Below are 18,681 nucleotides of genomic sequence, written 5' to 3'. Positions count from 1 at the left end.
AAGCGCGTGCGGCAGACCGGCTTCGGCCGGCTGCAGCACGCGGGCTTTCCGCGGAACCGGCCGTGCCTGCGCATGGCCGGAGCGAAAACGACTTACCGGATGAACCGATGGATACGTCGAACCTCCTCCTCAATGTGAACGGCATCGAGGTGATCTACAACCACGTCGCGCTGGTGTTGAAGGGCGTGTCGCTGCAGGTGCCTGAAGGCCGCATCGTCGCGATCCTGGGCGGCAACGGCGCGGGCAAAACGACGACGCTGCGCGCGGTGTCGAACCTGCTCAAGGGCGAGCGCGGCGAGGTCACGAAGGGCACGATCGAGCTCAAGGGCGAACGCGTCGAGAGCCTGTCGCCGTCCGACCTGGTGCGCCGCGGCGTCGTGCAGGTGATGGAGGGGCGGCACTGCTTCGCCCACCTGACGATCGAGGAAAACCTGCTCGCTGGCGCCTACACGCGCAAGGACAAGGGCGAGATCGCCGCCAATCTCGACAAGGTCTATACCTATTTCCCGCGCCTGAAGACCCGTCGCACCAGCCAGGCCGCCTACACCTCGGGTGGCGAACAGCAGATGTGCGCGATCGGCCGCGCGTTGATGTCGAACCCGCGCATGGTGCTGCTCGACGAGCCCTCGATGGGCCTCGCGCCGCAGATCGTCGAAGAAGTGTTCGAGATCGTGAAGGACTTGAACGTGAAGGAAAAGGTGAGCTTCCTGCTCGCCGAACAGAACACCATGGTCGCGCTGCGCTACTCCGACTTCGGCTACATCGTCGAGAACGGCCGCATCGTGATGGAGGGCGAGGCGAAGAGCCTGGCCGATAACGAGGACGTCAAGGAGTTCTACCTCGGCCTGTCGGGGGAGGGGAGGAAGAGCTTCCGAGACGTGAAACATTACCGCAGGCGCAAGCGCTGGCTGTCTTGACGACGGAAGATCGTGGCGTGCTTCTCTTCATCGCCGTGCCGAGGGCATCTTGTCCCTCCCCCTTCAAGGGGGGAGGTTAGGTGGGGGATGGGTTTCTGCGGCGCCTGATAAACCCTTCCCCACCCCAACCCTCCCCTTGAAGGGGAGGGAGTGACCGCACAGCACTCAAGCTGAAATCGCGTAATTGCCTGCGGAGCCAATAAGCGTCCGCCGTGTGCAAGGATTTTGAGATGAACTTCTACGACGCCAGAGAAACCCGTGACCCCGCCGAGCGCGAGCGGGAGTTGATGGCCCGCCTGCCGGCCCAGATCGCGCATGCGCAGGCGAATGCGCCGGCCTTTGCGGGGCTGCTCGAAGGCGTCGATTCGGCCACGATCACGAGCCGCGAGGCGCTCGCCAGCCTGCCGGTCACGCGCAAGTCGGAACTGCTCGAACGTCAGAAGGCCGCGCGCCCGTTCGGCGGCTTCGCCGCGACGAGTTGGGGGGCCGGCTGCCGCCGCGTGTTCGCCTCGCCGGGTCCGCTCTACGAACCGGAAAGCGCCCGGCCGGACTACTACCGCCTTGCCCGAGCCTTCTTCGCTGCCGGCTTCCGCGAAGGCGACCTCGTGCACAACACCTTCTCCTACCACTTCACGCCGGCTGGCTCGATGATGGAGACGGCGGCGCACGCGCTCGGCTGCACGGTCTTCCCGGCGGGCGTCGGGCAGACCGAGCAGCAGGTCGCCGCGGTCGCCGATCTGCGGCCGAACGCCTACGTCGGCACGCCGTCCTTCCTGCGCATCATCCTCGACAAGGCCGAGGAGCTGGGCATCGCGCCCAGCTTCACGAAGGCCTTCGTCTCCGGCGAGGCCTTCCCGCCTGCGCTGCGCGATGCGTTCGCCGCGCGCGGGATTTCCGCCTACCAGGCCTACGCGACGGCCGACATCGGCCTCATCGCCTACGAGACGCCGGCGCGGGAGGGTATGGTGTTAGATGAGGACGTCATCCTCGAGATCGTGCGCCCCGGCACCGGCGACCCGGTCGCTCCGGGCGAGGTCGGCGAGGTCGTCGTCACGACCTTCAACCCCGACTACCCGCTGATCCGTTTCGGCACCGGCGACCTCTCGGCGCTGATGCCCGGCATCTCGCCCTGCGGCCGTACCAACGTGCGCATCAAGGGCTGGATGGGGCGCGCGGACCAGACGACCAAGGTCAAGGGCATGTTCGTGCATCCCGGTCAGGTCGCTGCGGTCGTGAAGCGCCACCCGGAGATCGTGCGTGCGCGCCTTGTCGTCGACAACCCGGACCTCAACGACCGCATGACCCTGCACTGCGAGGCGGCGCAGTCAGGCGAGGCGCTCGCCGGCGCAATCGCGGCGAGCATCCGCGAGCTCACGAAACTTCGCGGCGAAGTGAGCTTCTGCACGCCCGGCAGCCTCGCCAACGACGGCAAGGTCATCGACGACGTGCGCAAGTACGACTGAAGGCCGCGCGGGCATCGTTCCGGGCCGTCGCGCCGCGCGGACGGTAGAATTGCGCGTCCCCACAATTGATACCGACAGCATGAGACAGAAGCCCCTCGCGAACCTGCGCGTCCTCGACCTCACCCGCCTCCTGCCTGGCCCGCTCGCGACCCAGCACCTCGCCGACTACGGCGCCGAAGTGATCAAGATCGAGGACACCGGCGCCGGCGACTACGCGCGCACGATGGGCGCGATGAACGGCGACACGAGCTACTTCTACCAGGTGTGCAACCGCGGCAAGAAGAGCGTTCGCCTCGACCTCAAGCAGGCCGAAGGCCGCGAACTGTTCCTGCGCCTCGTCGACACCGCCGACGTGGTCGTCGAGGGCTTCCGCCCCGGCGTGATGGACAAGCTGGGACTCGGCTATGACGCGCTGGCGGAGCGGAACCCCAAGATCGTCGTGTGCAGCATCTCCGGTTACGGCCAGACCGGCCCCTACGCGCTGCGCGCCGGTCATGACATCAACTACATCGGTTACGCCGGGGTGCTCGACCAGATCGGCACCGCCGGCGGCGCGCCGGCGCTCTCGAACCTGCAGGTCGGCGACCTCCTCGGCGGCACGATGTCCGCGTTGTTCGGCCTGCTGGTCGCCGTGCTGGACGCGCGCGCGAGCGGGCAGGGGCGGCACGTCGACGTCTCGATGACCGACGCCGCGCTGGCGCATGCAATCTTCCCGCTCGCCGAAGTGCTCGCGCACGGCGGCGTGAAGCCGCGCGGCGAGGATCTCCTGACCGGCGGCGTGCCCTGCTACGGCGTGTACGAGACCGCCGACGGACGCCACATGGCGGTCGGTTCGCTCGAAGAGAAGTTCTGGCACCTCGTGTGCGACACCCTCGGCCGTCCCGACCTCAAGCCCGCGCATCTCGCGACCGGTGACGAGGGCTCCCGCGCGCGCGCCGAGGTCACCGCGATCTTCCGCAGCCGCACGCAGGCCGAATGGGCAGCCCTTTTCGACGGCGTGGACTGCTGCGTGACGCCCGTCCTGCGCGTCGAGGAAAGCCTGGAGAACCCGCAGCTCCTCGCGCGCGGCATGGTCACCACGGTCGACGGCGTGCGCCAGTTCGGCCCCCCGGTGCGCCTGTCCGGCTACCAGCCCGGCCCCTTTACGCCCGCGCCGCAGGCGGGTGCCGACAATGAAGCGGTGCTGGCGGCGCTCGGCCTCGACGCCGGGGAGATCGAACGCCTGCGTGCGGCCGGCGTGATCTGAGCCGCCGCAGGGACCGGGAGCAGGGGGTAGAAGCCGCAGTCGCGGCGCAGCCGGCCGCGCGATAAGCTTCACCGATGCAAAGCCTGCTCCTGCTGCTTCCCGATTTCTCGCTGATCCTTCTCGGCACGGCCTTGCGCCGCTACCTCGTCGACGGCGACGCCTTCTGGAGCGGCGTCGAGAGGCTGGTCTACTTCGTGCTGTTCCCCGCGTTGCTGTTCAACGCGCTCGCGACCGCCGACATCGACCCGGGCCGCGCGTTGCCGCTCTTCCTCTCCGGGCTCGGCACGATGGTCGCGGGCTTCGCGCTCGGCTGGCTCGGGCGCGGCCTCATGGGGCTCGATGCAATGGGCTTCGCGTCGCGCCTGCAATGCGCCTATCGCTTCAACACCTACATCGGCATCGCGATCGCCGGCAAGCTGCACGGCGCTGCGGGCATCGCGCTGATGGGCGGGTTGTGCGGCGCGATGGTGCCGTTCGCCAACGTGATGGCAGTGGGCATGCTCGCGCGCCACGGGCAGGGCAGCCTGCTGCGGGAACTGTCGCGCAACCCGCTGGTGCTCGCGACGCTCGCCGGTCTGCTGTTCAACCTCGCCGGGCTCGATCTGCCCGGTCCGCTGGCGGCGTTTCTCAAGCGCCTCGGCGATGCCGCGGTGGCGCTGGGGCTGCTTGCGGTCGGTGCCGCACTGCGCTGGGAAATGGTGGGCGGACGCTGGACCGGCGCCGCGTGGATCGTCGCGGTGAAGCTGCTGTTCCTGCCCGCCGTGGCCTGGCAGATCGGTCGCGCGCTGGGGGTCGAGGGTGTCGCCTTCGATACGCTGGTGCTGTTCGCCGCGCTGCCGAGCGCGAGTTCGGCCTACATCCTCGCGATGCGCATGGGCGGCGACGGCGCCGGTGTCGCGTGGCTGATCTCGGCGACGACGCTCCTCGCCGTTCCCTCGCTGACACTCTGGCTGCACCTCCTGTGACAGGCAGCGCAGCGCACGGGGGCGGCGCCTCGGCGTCCGCCCCCGCGACGGCTTACTTCTTTTCCGCCGCGGACTTGCGCGGGCCCGCCGCCGGACCTGCGCCTGCCGCAGCAGGATTCGCACCACCCGCTTGGGCGCCGGGAGCCTGAGTCCCGGTCATCGCTGCCCACGGCCACATCGCCGCCGAAGCGAACGGATTGGCCTGCGCTTCGGCCTGAGCCTTCGAGCCCGACTCGCGCGCCTGCTGGCTCATCGCCTGCACGGCTGCAATCGCCGCGCGCTGCACCTCCAGGCCCTGCGTTGTCATCTGCAGCATGCTGAGGTTCATCTTCAGCCAGTTCTCCACCGCCTTCAGGTCGGTGATGCGCTTGTCCAGTTCGTCGACATCCAGCGTCGGCGTGATCATGCCGGGCAGTGAGAAACCCATGCTGCTCCACATGCCGCGCACGAATTCGAGCGGATCTTTCGCCGCGTTGTCATTTGCCATGCCGCTCCCCCTCCAATGAATACATTTTCATCTTACTCCTCCCGCGTATCGACGGGACGGGGGCGAACCCTCATCCGGCCGCGCCGCGCTTAGTCCCGACTTCCCGGCAGCCGATTCAACAAGGCCCGCAGGCGTGCCGGGCGCACCGGCTTGTGCAGCAGGGGCAGGCCTTCTTCCTGGGCTTGGCGCAGCGTGTCTGGCCCGGTGTCGCCCGTCACGAGTACTGCCGGAATGTCCGCGCCCTGCCATGCACGCAGACTGCGGATCACCTCGATGCCGTTGCAGCTGCCGTCCAGACGGAAGTCGCTGATGATCAGTTCCGGAATGGCCCCCTCGCGGTTGAGCTGATCGACGAGCGATTCGGCGTCGCCGGCCGCCGCGACCTTGCAGCCCCACGACGTGAGCAGGCTCTGCATGCTGCCACGCGCCAGCGGATCGTCGTCCACCAAGGCCACGTGCAAGCCGCCCAGATCGCCGGGCATGCGTCCCGCCTCGCTGCCGACCGGGGTGGCCTCGGGCTGTGCGAGCGGGGCTTCGATCGCGAAAACCGACCCCCGTCCGGGGCTGGAGCGCAGCGTCAGATGGTGACCGAGCAGTTCGGTCAGGCGCCGCACGATCGGCAGACCGAGTCCCAGACCCTTGTCGCGGGAGCGCTCGGGGTTATGCAGCTGCACGAACTCCTGGAAGATCGCCTCGTGCGATTCCGCCGGGATGCCGACGCCGTTGTCGCGCACTTCGATGCGCAACCGGTCGCCGCGCCTGCGGCACGCCACCAGCACGCGCCCCCTGCGCGTGTAGCGCACCGCATTGCTCACGAGGTTGCTGAGGATGCGCTCGAACAGCACCGGGTCGCTGCTGATCCACGCATCCGTCGGTCGCGCCTTCAGCTCGAGGTCGCGGGCGTCGGCGCCGGGGCGCTCGTCGGCCGCGATGCGGTCGAGCAGGGGCTGCAGCGGGAAGGCGCGGACATTGGGCTGTACCACGTTGGCGTCGAGGCGCGAGATGTCCAGCAGGCTGTCGAGCAGGTTCTCCATCGCCGCCGCAGAGGCGGCGATGCGCTCGACGAGCCGGTGCGCGTCCGCTGCGTGCTCGTGCTGCGAGAGTTCCGCGATGAAGAGGCCCAGCGCATGCATCGGTTGGCGCAAGTCATGGCTCGCCGCCGCCAGGAAGCGCGACTTCGACAGCGTCGCCCGCTCCGCCTCGTCCTTGCTCTCGCGCAGCTCCGCCGTCGCGTCTGCGATCTGGCGGCTCATGTCGTCATGAGCGCTCGCGAGCTGCGCCGCCATCTGGTTCACGCCATCCGTCAGCGTGCGCAGCGTGCCGCCGCCGACGGGCGGGACACGGGCGGAGAACTGCCCCCTGCCGATGCGCTCCACCGTCACCGCGACCTGGCGGATCGGCCCGGTCACGCCCCGGCTCATGTAATTGGCCAGCATCATGCTGCCCACGAGCACGAGCACGATCGCAACGCTTCCGGTCAGCAGCAGTTCGCGCTGGCGGTCGTCGAGGCGTGCGCGCGACATGTCGACCACCACCGCCCCCAGCATCGGTGGCGGAGCGGCTGCCAGCGCGGTGCCCGGCGAGTGTCCTGACAGGTCGTCATCGAGATCAACCGTGCTGGGAAGGACCGGCTCGATGATGCGCAGCGTCTTCGGCGTGTCGAGCAGGCGTCGCGAGGGCGTCAGCTGGGAGAGCACGGGCAGCGACTCGTCCAGGTAGCCGCTGCGCGCCAGCACTTCGCCGCCGCGGTCGACGATCAGCACGCCGGTCACGTCGTCTTCGGCGAGCATCGTCGTTGCCAGGCGATGCAGCGTGTCGCGGTTGCCCGAAAACAGCGCGTACTCGCTCGCTGCCGCGAGCTGCCGGGCGAAGGCCTGGCCACGGGCGCGATACGCCTCCTCGTGATCGGCGACGCGCGAGCGGGTGTAGAACGCCGTGAGCACGATGGCCAGCACCAGCATCGGCAGCACGGCCACCAGCATGACCCGCGCGCGGACTCCCCACGTGTCGATCACGGCCTCACCTCCGCGCGTCCCTCACGCTGGCGCAGGCGGGCGGTGATACGCTCCGCCGATTCCAGTTCGATCGCCAGCGAGCGTGCGACATTGGGGTTCGTTGCGATCTCGAACTCGCGCGGCGCCTGCGGCGGGGGCAAGCCTCCCCCCGCGAGCACCTGACGCACCGCATCGGCGGCCTGGCGGGCGATCTGCGCCGGGGTCGAATACAGCGCCAGCAGTGCTCCCGCCCGTACATAGGCGGGCGAAAATCCGATCAGCGGCGCGCGGTGGCGGTAGCTCGTCAGCAGCACGTTCTGGATCGTGTAGCTGTTGAACAGCGTGCTGTCGGGCAGCGCCAGCAGGACTGCGGGTTCGGCCAGCAGGCGCTCCAGCGCGGGGTAGATCTCGTCCGCGGTGGAAATCTTCTCGACGATCGCCCGCAGCTGCTGCTCCCGCGCGACCGATGCCAGCCGGCGCGCCAGCTCGTCCGAGGCCGGGCTTGCGAGCAGGGCCACGTTGGGCTTGTGCGGAAGGGCGATGTTCAGCAGCGCGATCTGCCGGTGCACGGGTTGGTCGAGGAAGATCGCCGAATATCGTTCGGCATGCGCCCCGTATTGGATGAGGTCGAATGCTTCGCGGGGAATCAGCGTGTGCAGCACGGGCGCTGCGGGCGTGCGGATGCCGACGGCCTTGGCCGCCTGCGTGCCTATCGTGACGACGATGCGCGCATCGGCCAGCACCCCGCGTTCGAGGTCGCGCAGGCCGACCACCGCCAAGTCGCCATCGGGGACGTCCGGAGCGAGCGCATTGCGCAGTGCGACGAGGGTTTCCTCGTGGGCGCCGCTGCGTTCGGCAGTGACCACCACGACGCGCGGGCCGGCGAATGCGCTCCCGCAACAGACCGCAAGGATGGTAAGCGCCAGCAACAAGGCGCGCAGAAGGCGATGGTCGAACTGCTGCATCGGCGCTTCAGCGGGGCCGCTCCGTGAGCGTGACGCCGAGTGCGCGCGCGGGTAAACGACGGGCTCCGTCCACTCGCGCGGATGTCGCGGCAGGTGTCGGCCAAAGCCCGGCCGGATGCGGAACTCGTATGCTCATCGAGTGATAATAGTTTCCCGACACCCCCATGACAATGCGTGATGTCCGTGTGGTGGTCGTTATGATGGGGCGTCCGAATATAACAGGGTAATTTTCCCCGATTTCTTGCCGGCAAGGGGGGGAATTGCTCCAATCTTTTGAGACAGTCCCCGCATGCTATCCTCACGCCTTTGGAATAGCAGCATAGCGGAGCGCGTCGTGACCCGGATTCTCATCGTCGAAGACCATGCCCTTGTTCGTGAAGCCATGGCGCAGACCCTTGCGCGCCTCGAGGCGGGCGTCGAGTGTGTAGAGGCAAAGGGTTCCGAGGACGCGCTGGCCAAACTCGAGGCCAACCCCGACTGGGATCTGGCCGTGATCGACCTGATGTTGCCGGACCTGAACGGCTTCTCGCTGCTGGGCGTGCTCGCGAAGCGCTTTCCGGACGTCCCCACGATCGTCGTCTCCGCCCTCGACGACCCCGCGTCGATCCGGCGTGCGATGAAGGGCGGCGCGTCGGGTTTCGTGTCCAAGGCGGATTCGGGCGACACGCTGCGCGAAGCGGTGCGGTGCGTGCTCGATGGCGGCGTGTATGCGCCCGACATTGCCAATGACCCGGCTGCCAAGCGCTCCGGCGCGCCCGTGAGCGAACGCTTCGGCCTGACCGCCGGCCAGACCCGCGTACTGGAACTCCTCGCCCAGGGGAAAACCAATCGCGAGATCGCCGACCTGCTCGGTCTTTCCGAAGGCACCGTCAAGGTGCACATGTCGGCGATCTTCCGCGCGCTCAATGTCAGCAGCCGCGCCCAGGCGCTGATCGTCATCGCCCGCCACGGCTCGCGGCTCTGATCCGCGTGGCTGGCGCAGTCCGGCCGCGTTAGTGGATGCCGCAGCAAAGCTGCGTCAGTGGGGGCGCCGGTTCGCCTGCAGGCGCATCGGCATGTCGGCCGGCGACAGCCGGCCGCTCAGCTGCGGCTCGTCCTCGTCGTCCGCTGCGGCTCGCGTCTCCGCGTGTTCGATGTCCATGAGATCGAGAACCTGCCGCGCCAGCGCACGGCACGCATTCGCGACGGGCGTCGGCAGGTGCTCCGGAAGCTGCTTCTGCAGCAGCAGCTTGGTGCCTGACAGCGCCAGCACGGGATGCAGGATGCGGTGGCGGTACGCGCCCATCAACTGCGCGACGCTGCGATCGACCGCCTCGCGCTGCCATGCGTTGGTCGGCCACTGCGTCGGCACCGCATAGGCGCGCGGGAACATCTCCAGGTCGCGCACGACGGTGCGGATGTCCTCATGCGACTCGCGGAAGGGCAGCAGCACGATGTCCGACAACGCGTACAACTTGCGGTCCATCTCGGTGCGATTGCCGCCGCCGTCGATCACTCCCAGCCAGCCTTCAAGAGCGCGCAGCTTGTCGACGACCTTGGTGAGCGCCTCGCGCGTGCGTGCATCGGCGGTGATATAGCGGCGCCCCGCGGGGCTCAGCGGTTCGCGCGACGTGTCGGTCAGCACGCAGGCGGCGCGGTGGCCCAACAGGCCCAGTCCCTGCGACAGCATGTGCGACAGGGTGGTCTTGCCCGTACCGCCCTTGTTACCGATCACACAGATGATTTCAGCCATGCCGGTGTTCCTCACTCGCGGCACTCACGCCGCACGATTCCATTATCGGCGGGGGAGGCAGCGCACAAGGGGCAAAAAAGCGCCCGGATAAGCCCGCTATTTCGATGCCCGCCCGTCCGTCACCCGATACACGTACAGCCGCGTCGCCCGCCTGTCGCCGACCTCCACGACCTCGTCCGGTTTACGGCCGGGAATTGGAAAACTGTTGCTTACGACGAGCGCGCCGGGCGTGAGTTCCTGCTGCGCCTTGCTCCACACGCGCGCCATCGGAACCGGCGACAGGAAGGCATAGACGACGTCATAGGGGGCCCACGATTGCGCAAAGAAATCCCCGCGCCGCACGGCAATCCGGTCCGCCGTGCGAGCGAGCAGGCGGCTCAGCAGCCACGGCGCGGGAGCCGCCTCGACGCCGTCGAAGCGGCAGTCCGGGCGCAGGCGCGCCAGCCCCCGCAGCAGTGAGCCCGTGCCGCTGCCCAGGTCCAGTACGCGCACCGGCCGCTCCGCGGCCAACAGAGCTGCCAGCGCGCGAATGGTTGCACGGTTCGACAGGTAGAGCGGCACCTGTGTGCGGAAGCTCGTCCAATACACGACGAGCAGCAACGCAAAGGCGGCGAGATACCATGCCGGAGCGATGCCCGCCCGCCCGGCGACGACCAGCAACGGCGCGAACACCGCATGGATCGCCAGCCACCAGCGCGCGCTGCGCATCGCCGCCGCCGCGGCCGTCGCGCACAGCGCCTGCGTCCCGGCCAGCGGCCAGATGCCCGGTGGCAGCCATCCGGCGCCCGCGAGCAGCAGGGCGCAGGCCCAGCCGGCAATCTGGGCGAACAGGGCTTTGAGCGCAGGCGGCATGCAGGGACGAGGAAGGGCAGGGGAGCGCGATCATACCGCGCTCCCCTGTCGGCGAGCCGTTAGGCCGCCGCGGAGGCGCCCGCATGCCCCTCGCCGACGGGCTCGCGCCAGGCTGCCAGCAGTTCCGCTCGCCTTGCCGCGACCTGCTCCATGTTGTGTGCCTTGACGTGACCATAGCCGCGGATCTGCTCGGACAGCTTCGCGATCTCGACCGCCGCGGGCAGGCGCAGGAAGGACAGCGTCTCCAGCAACTCGAGGACGTCGCGCTCGTACTGCACGATCAGCGCCCGCTCGGCACGTCGTTCCGCGCTGTAGCCGAAGACGTCCCAGGCCGTACCGCGCAGGTGCCGCAGCCGCGCGAGCCAGCGGAACGCCATCAGCATGCGCGGGCCGTAGGCCTTCTTGCGCAGCTTCCCCGTGTTCGGATCCGGGCGCGCGAGCAGCGGGGGCGCGAGATGGAAGCGCACCTCGTAGTCCCCTTCGAAGCTCGCCTCGACGCGCTCCCAGAAGGCCGGATCGGTGTATAGCCGCGCGACTTCGTACTCGTCCTTGTAGGTCATCAACTTGAAATAGTTGCGCGCCACCGCGTCCGTGAGTCGCAGCGTCGCGCCGCTCCCGGCAATGCGCGTCTCCGCTTCCCTGACCCGTTCGACGAAATGGCGGTATCGGCCCGCGTAAGCCGCATCCTGGTACGCCGTCAGCGTCTCCTCATGCATCGTGATCAGCCCGTCGAGCGTCTCCGGCCGGATCGGAACGACCTTCGCGGGTGCCAGCGCCCGCGCAATCGCCTCGGGCGCGACCGCCGCGCGCCGCCCCCACTCGAAGGCCTGCGCGTTCATCGCGACCGCCACCGCATTGAGCTCGATCGCCTTCAGCAGCGCCGCGCGCGTCACCGGCACCATGCCCTTCTGCCACGCGTAACCGAGCAGAAAGGCGTTGGTTGCGATGGCGTCGCCCATCAGCGCCGTCGCCATCCGCTGCGCGTCGATGAAATCGGCCGCCGGCTGTGCCGGACTGTCGCCGACCGCCTCGCGGATCGCTCGCTCCATGCGCTCGATCGGGAAACTCCAGTCGGGATTGCGCGCGAACTCCGACGTCGGCGTCTCCGCCGTATTCACGATCGCGCGCGTACGTCCGGCCGCCATCTTCGCCAGGGCCTCGACGCTCGCCGTGACGACGAGATCTCCGCCGATCACCGCCTGCGCCTCGCCCGCCGCGATGCGCACCGCGTGCAGGTCGTCGGGGCGATCCGCGACGCGGATGTGGCTGAACACCGAGCCGCCCTTCTGCGCGAGCCCGGTCATGTCCAGCACGGTCACGCCCTTGCCGTCGATGTGCGCACCCATCCCGATCAGCGCGCCGATCGTCACGACCCCCGATCCGCCCACGCCGGTCACGAGGATGCCGAAGGGGGCGGCCGTCCCCGGTAGCTCCGGTTCGGGCAGCGTGGCGATCCACGCGCCGTCGGCCGCCTGCGCGCCGCCCTTGCGCAAACGCCCGCCCTCGATCGTGATGAAGCTCGGGCAGAAGCCCTTGAGGCACGAGTAATCCTTGTTGCATGCCGACTGGTCGATCTGACGCTTGCGCCCGAACGGTGTCTCCACCGGCACCACTGCCATGCAATTCGACTGCACGCCGCAATCCCCGCAGCCCTCGCACACCGCCTCGTTGATGAACACGCGCCGCGCCGGATCGGGGAACGCGCCGCGCTTCCTGCGCCGGCGCTTCTCGGCCGCGCAGGTCTGGTCATAGATCAGCGCCGTGACGCCCGGCGACGCGCGCAGCTCGCGCTGCACCGCGTCCAGCTCGTCACGATGCCGCACCGGGACGTGCGGGATGTCCGACGGACCGTAATGGCGATCGGTGCCGTCGGTCACGACGACGATGTTGCTCACACCCTCGGCCTGCAGCTGGCGCACGATCTTCGGCACCGTCAGCCCGCCGTCCAGCGGCTGCCCGCCCGTCATCGCCACCGCGTCGTTGAACAGGATCTTGTAGGTGATGTTCACCCGCGCCGCGACCGCCTGGCGGATCGCCAGCAGGCCCGAATGGAAATAGGTGCCGTCACCGAGGTTCGCGAATACATGCTGTTCGTGCGTGAACGGTGCCTGCCCGACCCACGGTACGCCCTCGCCGCCCATCTGCGTGAACGTGCCGGTGCGCCGTTCCGGCATCCACGTCGCCATGTAGTGGCAGCCGATGCCGGCCACCGCGCGACTGCCCTCCGGCACGTGCGTCGACGTGTTGTGCGGACAGCCCGGGCAGAAGGTCGGCACGCGGTCGATCGCAAAGAAGCGTTCGGCCAGCGCCTTCTCCTTTTTCTGCAGGAAGGTGAGCCGCGCCTCGATGCGTGCCGACGTGAAGAAGCGCCCGACGCGGCCCGCGATCACCTGCGCAATCATCGCCGGCGTCAGCTCGCCGGCCGCCGGCAGCAGCCATTCGCCGTGATCCACGCCCCCGCCTGTCTGCGGGATCATCGCCCACTCGCCCTTCTCGTCGAACTTCCCGACCACGCGCGGGCGGACATCCTCACGCCAGTTGTACAGCTCCTCCTTCAACTGGTACTCCAGCAGCTGGCGCTTCTCCTCGATCACGAGGATCTCGTCCAACCCCTCCGCGAAGCGGCGTACCCCCTCGGCCTCCAGCGGCCACACCATGCCTACCTTGTACAGGCGGATGCCGATCTCGGCCGCGAGCGCTTCGTCGATGCCGAGTTCGTCGAGCGCCTGGCGCACGTCGAGATAGGACTTGCCGCAGGTAATGATCCCCAGTCGCGGCGCCGGCGAGTCGATCATGATGCGGTTGAGCCCGTTGGCCCGGCAGTACGCCAGCGCCGCGTACAGCTTGTAGTTCAGCAGGCGCTTCTCCTGCACCAGCGGCGGATCCGGCCAGCGGATGTTGAGCCCGTCGGGCGGCAGCGCGAAGTCGGTCGGGATCACGACCTCCACGCGGCGCGGATCCACATCCACCGACGCCGAGGTTTCCACCGTGTCGGCGAGCGCTTTGAACGCCACCCAGCAGCCCGAATAGCGCGACAGCGCGAAGCCATGCACGCCGAAGTCGATGTACTCCTGCACGCCCGCCGGTGCCAGCACCGGCATCATCATGGCCTTGAAGAAATGATCCGTCTGGTGCGGCAAGGTCGAGGATTTCGCCGCGTGGTCGTCGCCCGCCACCACCAGCACGCCGCCATGCGGCGAGGTCCCGGCCGCATTCGCGTGGCGGAACACGTCGCCGCTGCGATCGACGCCCGGCCCCTTGCCGTACCACATCGCGAACACGCCGTCGTACTTCGCCTGCGGCGACAGATTGACCTGCTGCGTGCCCCACACCGCGGTGGCCGCGAGATCCTCGTTCACGCCCGGCTGGAACACGATGTCGTGGCTGAAAAGATGCGTCTGCGCCTTCCACAGCGTCTGGTCGAGCCCGCCCAGCGGGGAGCCGCGGTAGCCCGACACGAAGCCGGCGGTATTCAGCCCCGCCGCCCGGTCGCGCTCCTTCTGGATCATCAGCAGGCGCACCAGCGCCTGGTACCCCGTGAGGTACACGCGTCCCGCCGCCTGCGTGTACTTGTCCTCGAGGCTGACGTTCCTCGCTGTCGATGAACGACTGTTCGGATCGGCTTCGGCCATGGCGACTCCCTGCGCAAGAACTGCGTTTCCGGACCACCGCGCGGACAAGTCGCCGCGACCCGAGCCAGCCTATCCCCTCGCGTCGGGCGTGGCAATGGGGCGAGCGTTCAGCCCGCGGGGACGACCTTGCCCGGATTCATCAGGTTGTGCGGATCCAGCGACAGCTTCAGCGCACGCATCGCGTCCACCGCGGTATCCCCGTGTTCGGCGACGAGGAAATCCTGCTTGCCGAAGCCGATCCCGTGTTCCCCCGTGCAGGTCCCGTCCATTGCGAGCGCCCGCTCGACGATCCTGCGGTTGAGCGCTTCGGCGCGTGCGATCTCGTCGGGGCTTTCCGGATCGACCAGGATCACCGTATGGAAGTTGCCGTCGCCGACGTGGCCGACGATGGGTGCGATGAACCCGCTCGCCGCGATGTCCTCGCGCGCCCCGGCGATGCAATCCGCGAGCCGCGAAATCGGCACGCACACGTCGGTGGTAACGCCGCGGCAGCCCGGGCGCAGGTTGATCGACGCGAAATACACGTCATGGCGCGCCGCCCACAGTCGGCTGCGGTCCTCCGGGCGCGTTGCCCATTCGAAATCCTGGCCACCGTTCTCGCGCGCGATCTCCTGCACGGTCTGCGCCTGCTCCTCGACGCCCGCCGCCGAACCGTGGAACTCGAAGAACAGCATCGGCGCCTCGCGCAGGCTCGTCTTGCTGTAACGGTTGATCGCCTGCACGGTCAGTGTGTCCAGTAGCTCGATGCGCGCCACCGGCACGCCGAGCTGGATCGTCTGGATCACCGTGCGCACCGCGTCATCGACGTCCGGGAAGGCGCACACCGCTGCGGACACCGCCTCCGGCAGCGGGTGCAGCCGCACCGTCAGTTCCGTGATCAGCCCCAGCGTGCCTTCCGAGCCGACTATCAGCGCGGTGAGGTCGTAACCCGCCGAGGATTTGCGCGCCCGTCCGCCGGTGCGGATCACGCGCCCGTCCGCGAGCACCACCTCCAGCGCCATCACGTTGTCGCGCATCGTCCCGTAGCGCACCGCATTCGTCCCCGAGGCGCGCGTCGAAGCCATCCCCCCGAGGCTCGCATCGGCGCCGGGATCGACCGGAAAAAACAGCCCGGTGCCGTGCAGTGCGGCATTGAGCTGCTTGCGCGTCATGCCCGGCTGGATCACCGCATCCATGTCGTCGCCGTGGACCGCGAGCACCCTGTTCATCTGGGAGAAGTCCACGCTCACGCCGCCGTGCAGCGCTAGCACATGCCCCTCCAGCGAACTGCCGACCCCGAAAGGAACGATGGGCACGCGATGCGCGTGGCACGCGCGTGCGATCTCCGCGACCTCGCCGGTCGTGTGCGGCCACACGACTGCATCCGGCAGCATGTCCGGGAAGTGTGATTCATCGTGCCCGTGATGCGCACGCACCGCCTCCGCCGTCGAAAAACGTTCGCCGAAGCGTGCGCGCAGCGCATCGACAAAGGCGGCGGGAAGCGTCTTGCGCAATCCGGGGGTGGGGACCGTCATCGCCGCAACTCCAGGAGGAAAGTCCGCCATCTTCCCCCTTTTTCATTGCTGCGGCACGATGCGTCGCCGCATGGGCGCCCGTGCCGACGCAGGGAAACTCAGCCCTCCTGCAAAAAATGTTCGAAGAGTGTTTGACACGCGCAGAATGATCCCCTATAGTGCGCGTCTTCCGTTTGGAGGGGTTCCCGAGTGGCCAAAGGGATCAGACTGTAAATCTGACGGCACTGCCTTCGAAGGTTCGAATCCTTCCCCCTCCACCAAGTTTCTGAGATCGGCTCGCTGTTTGGGTCGGTCAGGGTGTAAAGCGTTTCGTCTGCGTTGTATGCGGGTGTAGCTCAATGGTAGAGCAGAAGCCTTCCAAGCTTATGACGAGGGTTCGATTCCCTTCACCCGCTCCAGGCTTGGCGCGCTAAAGTTTTTACGGAGCCCATGTAGCTCAGTGGTAGAGCACTCCCTTGGTAAGGGAGAGGCCACGTGTTCAATCCACGTCATGGGCACCACGGTTTTTCGTGTTGTTGTGGTCGATCTGTTCGGTCCGGTTTTCTGAATCTGTCAAAGAGGTACTGGCATGGCTAAGGGTAAGTTTGAGCGGACGAAACCGCACGTAAACGTTGGGACGATCGGCCACGTTGACCATGGCAAGACGACCCTGACGGCAGCGATCACGACGATTCTGTCGTCGAAGTTCGGCGGCGAGGCGAAGGCCTACGACCAGATCGACGCGGCGCCGGAAGAAAAGGCGCGCGGCATCACGATCAACACCGCGCACGTCGAATACGAGACGGCTGCGCGTCACTACGCTCACGTCGATTGCCCGGGGCACGCCGACTACGTCAAGAACATGATCACCGGTGCGGCGCAGATGGATGGCGCGATCCTGGTCGTGTCGGCCGCTGACGGCCCGATGCCGCAGACCCGCGAGCACATCCTGCTGGCGCGTCAGGTCGGTGTCCCGTACATCATCGTCTTCATGAACAAGTGCGACATGGTCGACGACGAAGAGCTGCTCGAGCTCGTCGAGATGGAAGTGCGCGAACTGCTGTCGAAGTACGACTTCCCGGGCGACGACATTCCCATCATCAAGGGTTCGGCGCTGAAGGCGATCGAAGGCGACAAGGGCGACCTGGGCGAAGGCGCCATCATGAAGCTGGCCGAAGCGCTGGACAGCTACATCCCGACGCCCGAGCGCGCGATCGACAAGCCCTTCCTGCTGCCGATCGAAGACGTGTTCTCGATCTCCGGTCGTGGCACCGTGGTCACCGGTCGTGTCGAGCGTGGCATCGTCAAGGTTGGTGAAGAAGTCGAAATCGTCGGCATCAAGCCCACGGTCAAGACCATCTGCACCGGCGTCGAAATGTTCCGCAAGCTGCTCGATCAGGGCCAGGCGGGCGACAACGTCGGCGTGCTGCTGCGCGGCACCAAGCGCGAAGACGTCGAGCGTGGTCAGGTCCTGTGCAAGCCGGGCTCGATCAAGCCGCACACCCACTTCACGGGCGAAGTGTACGTGCTGTCGAAGGAAGAGGGTGGGCGTCACACCCCGTTCTTCAACAACTATCGTCCGCAGTTCTACTTCCGTACCACCGACGTGACCGGTTCGATCGTGCTGCCGGAAGGCACCGAGATGGTCATGCCGGGTGACAACGTGTCGATCACGGTGAAGCTGCTGGCTCCGATCGCCATGGAAGAAGGTCTGCGTTTTGCGATCCGCGAAGGCGGCCGTACCGTTGGCGCCGGCGTCGTCGCCAAGATCATCGAGTAATTGCGGCTGAAAACCGAAGCAATTGCCTGATCGAAGGCGCCTCGCAAGTCGGGGCGCCTTGTAGTCTCTGCTGCAGGGGTATAGCTCAATTGGCAGAGCGTCGGTCTCCAAAACCGAAGGTTGGGGGTTCGATTCCCTCTGCCCCTGCCACTCAATTCCGGGTTTTCAATATCTAGATGGCCGATAAGTTCAAGTTTGCGCTGGCTCTCGCCCTGCTTGCAGCCGGCGTAGTCGGCTTTTACCAGCTTTCCGAGCAAGCGCTGGTCTTGCGCGTGCTGTCCGTGCTCGCCGGGGTTGCGGCTGGCGTGGCGGTCGCGTGGCAATCCGAGCCGGGGCGCCGTTTCGTCGAGTTCGCGCGCGAGGCGATCACCGAGGCGAAGAAGGTGGTCTGGCCTTCGCGCAAGGAAACGATGCAGACGACCGGAATGGTGTTCGCCTTCGCCGTGGTGATGGCGGTTTTTCTGTGGTTGACCGACAAGAGCCTCGAGTGGGTTCTCTACGACCTCATCTTGGGCTGGAAGTGATCATGACGAAGCGCTGGTACGTGGTGCATGCCTATTCGGGGTTCGAGAAGTCCGTCCAACGCGCGCTCGTCGAGCGCATCGCGCGCGCGGGAATGCAGGATTCCTTCGGGCAGATCCTCGTGCCCGTTGAAGAAGTCATCGAGATGAAGAGCGGCCAGAAGAGCATTTCCGAGCGGAAGTTCTTCCCCGGTTACGTCCTCGTCGAGATGGACATGAACGACGAGAGCTGGCATCTGGTCAAGTCCACTCCCAAGGTCACCGGTTTTGTCGGCGGTACCGCCAACAAGCCCACCCCGATTTCCGAGAAGGAAGTCGAGAAGATCATGCAGCAGATGCAGGAGGGCGTCGAGAAGCCCCGCCCGAAGGTGCTGTGGGAGGCGGGCGAGGTCGTGCGCGTCAAGGAAGGCCCGTTTACCGACTTCCACGGTTCCGTGGAAGACGTCAATTATGACAAGAGCAAGCTGCGTGTGATGGTCACGATCTTCGGTCGTGCCACCCCGGTGGAGCTGGATTTCAGTCAGGTCGAAAAAACCTGAAGCAGGTGGGCCGCATGGCCCTGACATGCCCGCCTCGTGCGGGCACAAGCGAGGAGCGCCGGTCGATGCCGGCGCGTTTGCACTCATAATAGGAG

The 18,681-nt window shown here is 67.3% G+C and carries 15 protein-coding genes and 4 tRNA genes; 12 read left to right on the top strand and 7 right to left on the bottom strand.

Translation table 11 applies throughout. The features are described from left to right. Positions 1–107 precede the first annotated feature (107 nt). From AzCIB_RS20320 to AzCIB_RS20305, 4 genes are all read left to right on the top strand, one after another. Entirely contained in the window at positions 108–917 is an 810-nt protein-coding gene (locus AzCIB_RS20320; RefSeq protein WP_050417556.1) for an ABC transporter ATP-binding protein, read from the top strand. A gap of 230 nt (positions 918–1,147) precedes the next feature. Then, positions 1,148–2,380 (top strand): phenylacetate--CoA ligase family protein, encoded by a 1,233-nt coding sequence (locus tag AzCIB_RS20315; RefSeq protein WP_050417555.1) that lies wholly within the window; start codon positions 1,148–1,150, stop codon positions 2,378–2,380. 79 nt (positions 2,381–2,459) lie between these two features. Continuing rightward, positions 2,460–3,626: a CaiB/BaiF CoA transferase family protein gene (locus AzCIB_RS20310; protein WP_050417554.1), complete on the top strand. Its 1,167-nt coding sequence runs from the start codon at positions 2,460–2,462 to the stop codon at positions 3,624–3,626. Positions 3,627–3,700: 74 nt separating this feature from the next. Continuing rightward, entirely contained in the window at positions 3,701–4,591 is an 891-nt protein-coding gene (locus tag AzCIB_RS20305) for an AEC family transporter (RefSeq protein WP_050417553.1), read from the top strand. Between the two features lie 52 nt (positions 4,592–4,643). On the opposite strand, the gene AzCIB_RS20300 is transcribed toward AzCIB_RS20305, so the two are convergent. The 3 genes from AzCIB_RS20300 to AzCIB_RS20290 form a co-directional block, all read right to left on the bottom strand. Next, on the bottom strand, positions 4,644–5,078 hold the full coding sequence (locus tag AzCIB_RS20300; RefSeq protein ID WP_050417552.1) for a PhaM family polyhydroxyalkanoate granule multifunctional regulatory protein: 435 nt from the start codon (positions 5,076–5,078) through the stop codon (positions 4,644–4,646). 89 nt (positions 5,079–5,167) lie between these two features. Then, positions 5,168–7,093, bottom strand: coding sequence for a hybrid sensor histidine kinase/response regulator (locus tag AzCIB_RS20295; protein WP_083447081.1), 1,926 nt, complete (start codon positions 7,091–7,093; stop codon positions 5,168–5,170). Beyond that, positions 7,090–8,037, bottom strand: coding sequence for an ABC transporter substrate-binding protein (locus tag AzCIB_RS20290; RefSeq protein WP_050417551.1), 948 nt, complete (start codon positions 8,035–8,037; stop codon positions 7,090–7,092). Before AzCIB_RS20290 ends, AzCIB_RS20295 begins: the two co-directional genes overlap by 4 nt. 334 nt (positions 8,038–8,371) lie before the next feature. Between AzCIB_RS20290 and AzCIB_RS20285 the strand changes: the two genes are divergently transcribed. Further along, positions 8,372–9,001: a response regulator transcription factor gene (locus AzCIB_RS20285; RefSeq protein WP_050417550.1), complete on the top strand. Its 630-nt coding sequence runs from the start codon at positions 8,372–8,374 to the stop codon at positions 8,999–9,001. A 54-nt stretch (positions 9,002–9,055) separates the two neighbouring features. On the opposite strand, the gene AzCIB_RS20280 is transcribed toward AzCIB_RS20285, so the two are convergent. From AzCIB_RS20280 to AzCIB_RS20265, 4 genes are all read right to left on the bottom strand, one after another. Beyond that, on the bottom strand, positions 9,056–9,769 hold the full coding sequence (locus tag AzCIB_RS20280) for a P-loop NTPase family protein (RefSeq protein WP_050417549.1): 714 nt from the start codon (positions 9,767–9,769) through the stop codon (positions 9,056–9,058). 96 nt (positions 9,770–9,865) lie between these two features. Next, entirely contained in the window at positions 9,866–10,621 is a 756-nt protein-coding gene (locus AzCIB_RS20275; RefSeq protein ID WP_050417548.1) for a class I SAM-dependent methyltransferase, read from the bottom strand. 59 nt (positions 10,622–10,680) lie between these two features. Continuing rightward, positions 10,681–14,253, bottom strand: a complete 3,573-nt coding sequence (locus tag AzCIB_RS20270) for an indolepyruvate ferredoxin oxidoreductase family protein (RefSeq protein ID WP_050417547.1) — start codon at positions 14,251–14,253, stop codon at positions 10,681–10,683. A gap of 107 nt (positions 14,254–14,360) precedes the next feature. Further along, positions 14,361–15,767 carry an FAD-binding oxidoreductase gene (locus AzCIB_RS20265; protein WP_050417546.1) on the bottom strand — a complete coding sequence of 469 codons (1,407 nt, stop codon included), beginning with the start codon at positions 15,765–15,767 and terminating at the stop codon, positions 14,361–14,363. A 175-nt stretch (positions 15,768–15,942) separates the two neighbouring features. Between AzCIB_RS20265 and AzCIB_RS20260 the strand changes: the two genes are divergently transcribed. The 7 genes from AzCIB_RS20260 (at position 15,943) to nusG (ending at position 18,586) form a co-directional block, all read left to right on the top strand. Next, positions 15,943–16,027 (top strand) — tRNA-Tyr (locus tag AzCIB_RS20260). 64 nt (positions 16,028–16,091) lie between these two features. Then, positions 16,092–16,165, top strand: a tRNA-Gly gene (locus AzCIB_RS20255). A gap of 27 nt (positions 16,166–16,192) precedes the next feature. After that, positions 16,193–16,267, top strand: a tRNA-Thr gene (locus AzCIB_RS20250). 68 nt (positions 16,268–16,335) lie between these two features. Further along, entirely contained in the window at positions 16,336–17,526 is a 1,191-nt protein-coding gene (tuf, locus tag AzCIB_RS20245) for an elongation factor Tu (RefSeq protein ID WP_050417535.1), read from the top strand. Between the two features lie 74 nt (positions 17,527–17,600). After that, positions 17,601–17,676 (top strand) — tRNA-Trp (locus tag AzCIB_RS20240). Positions 17,677–17,702: 26 nt separating this feature from the next. Next, the gene (gene secE / locus AzCIB_RS20235; RefSeq protein WP_050417545.1) at positions 17,703–18,050 is read left to right on the top strand and encodes a preprotein translocase subunit SecE; all 348 of its coding nucleotides are present in this window, start codon (positions 17,703–17,705) and stop codon (positions 18,048–18,050) included. A 2-nt stretch (positions 18,051–18,052) separates the two neighbouring features. Continuing rightward, entirely contained in the window at positions 18,053–18,586 is a 534-nt protein-coding gene (gene nusG / locus AzCIB_RS20230; RefSeq protein WP_050417544.1) for a transcription termination/antitermination protein NusG, read from the top strand. Positions 18,587–18,681 lie beyond the last annotated feature (95 nt).

Origin of the sequence: Azoarcus sp. CIB (assembly GCF_001190925.1) — a bacterium.
In the GTDB taxonomy this organism is placed as follows: Bacteria; Pseudomonadota; Gammaproteobacteria; order Burkholderiales; family Rhodocyclaceae; genus Aromatoleum.
This window is presented reverse-complemented; position numbering and strand designations above follow the sequence as displayed.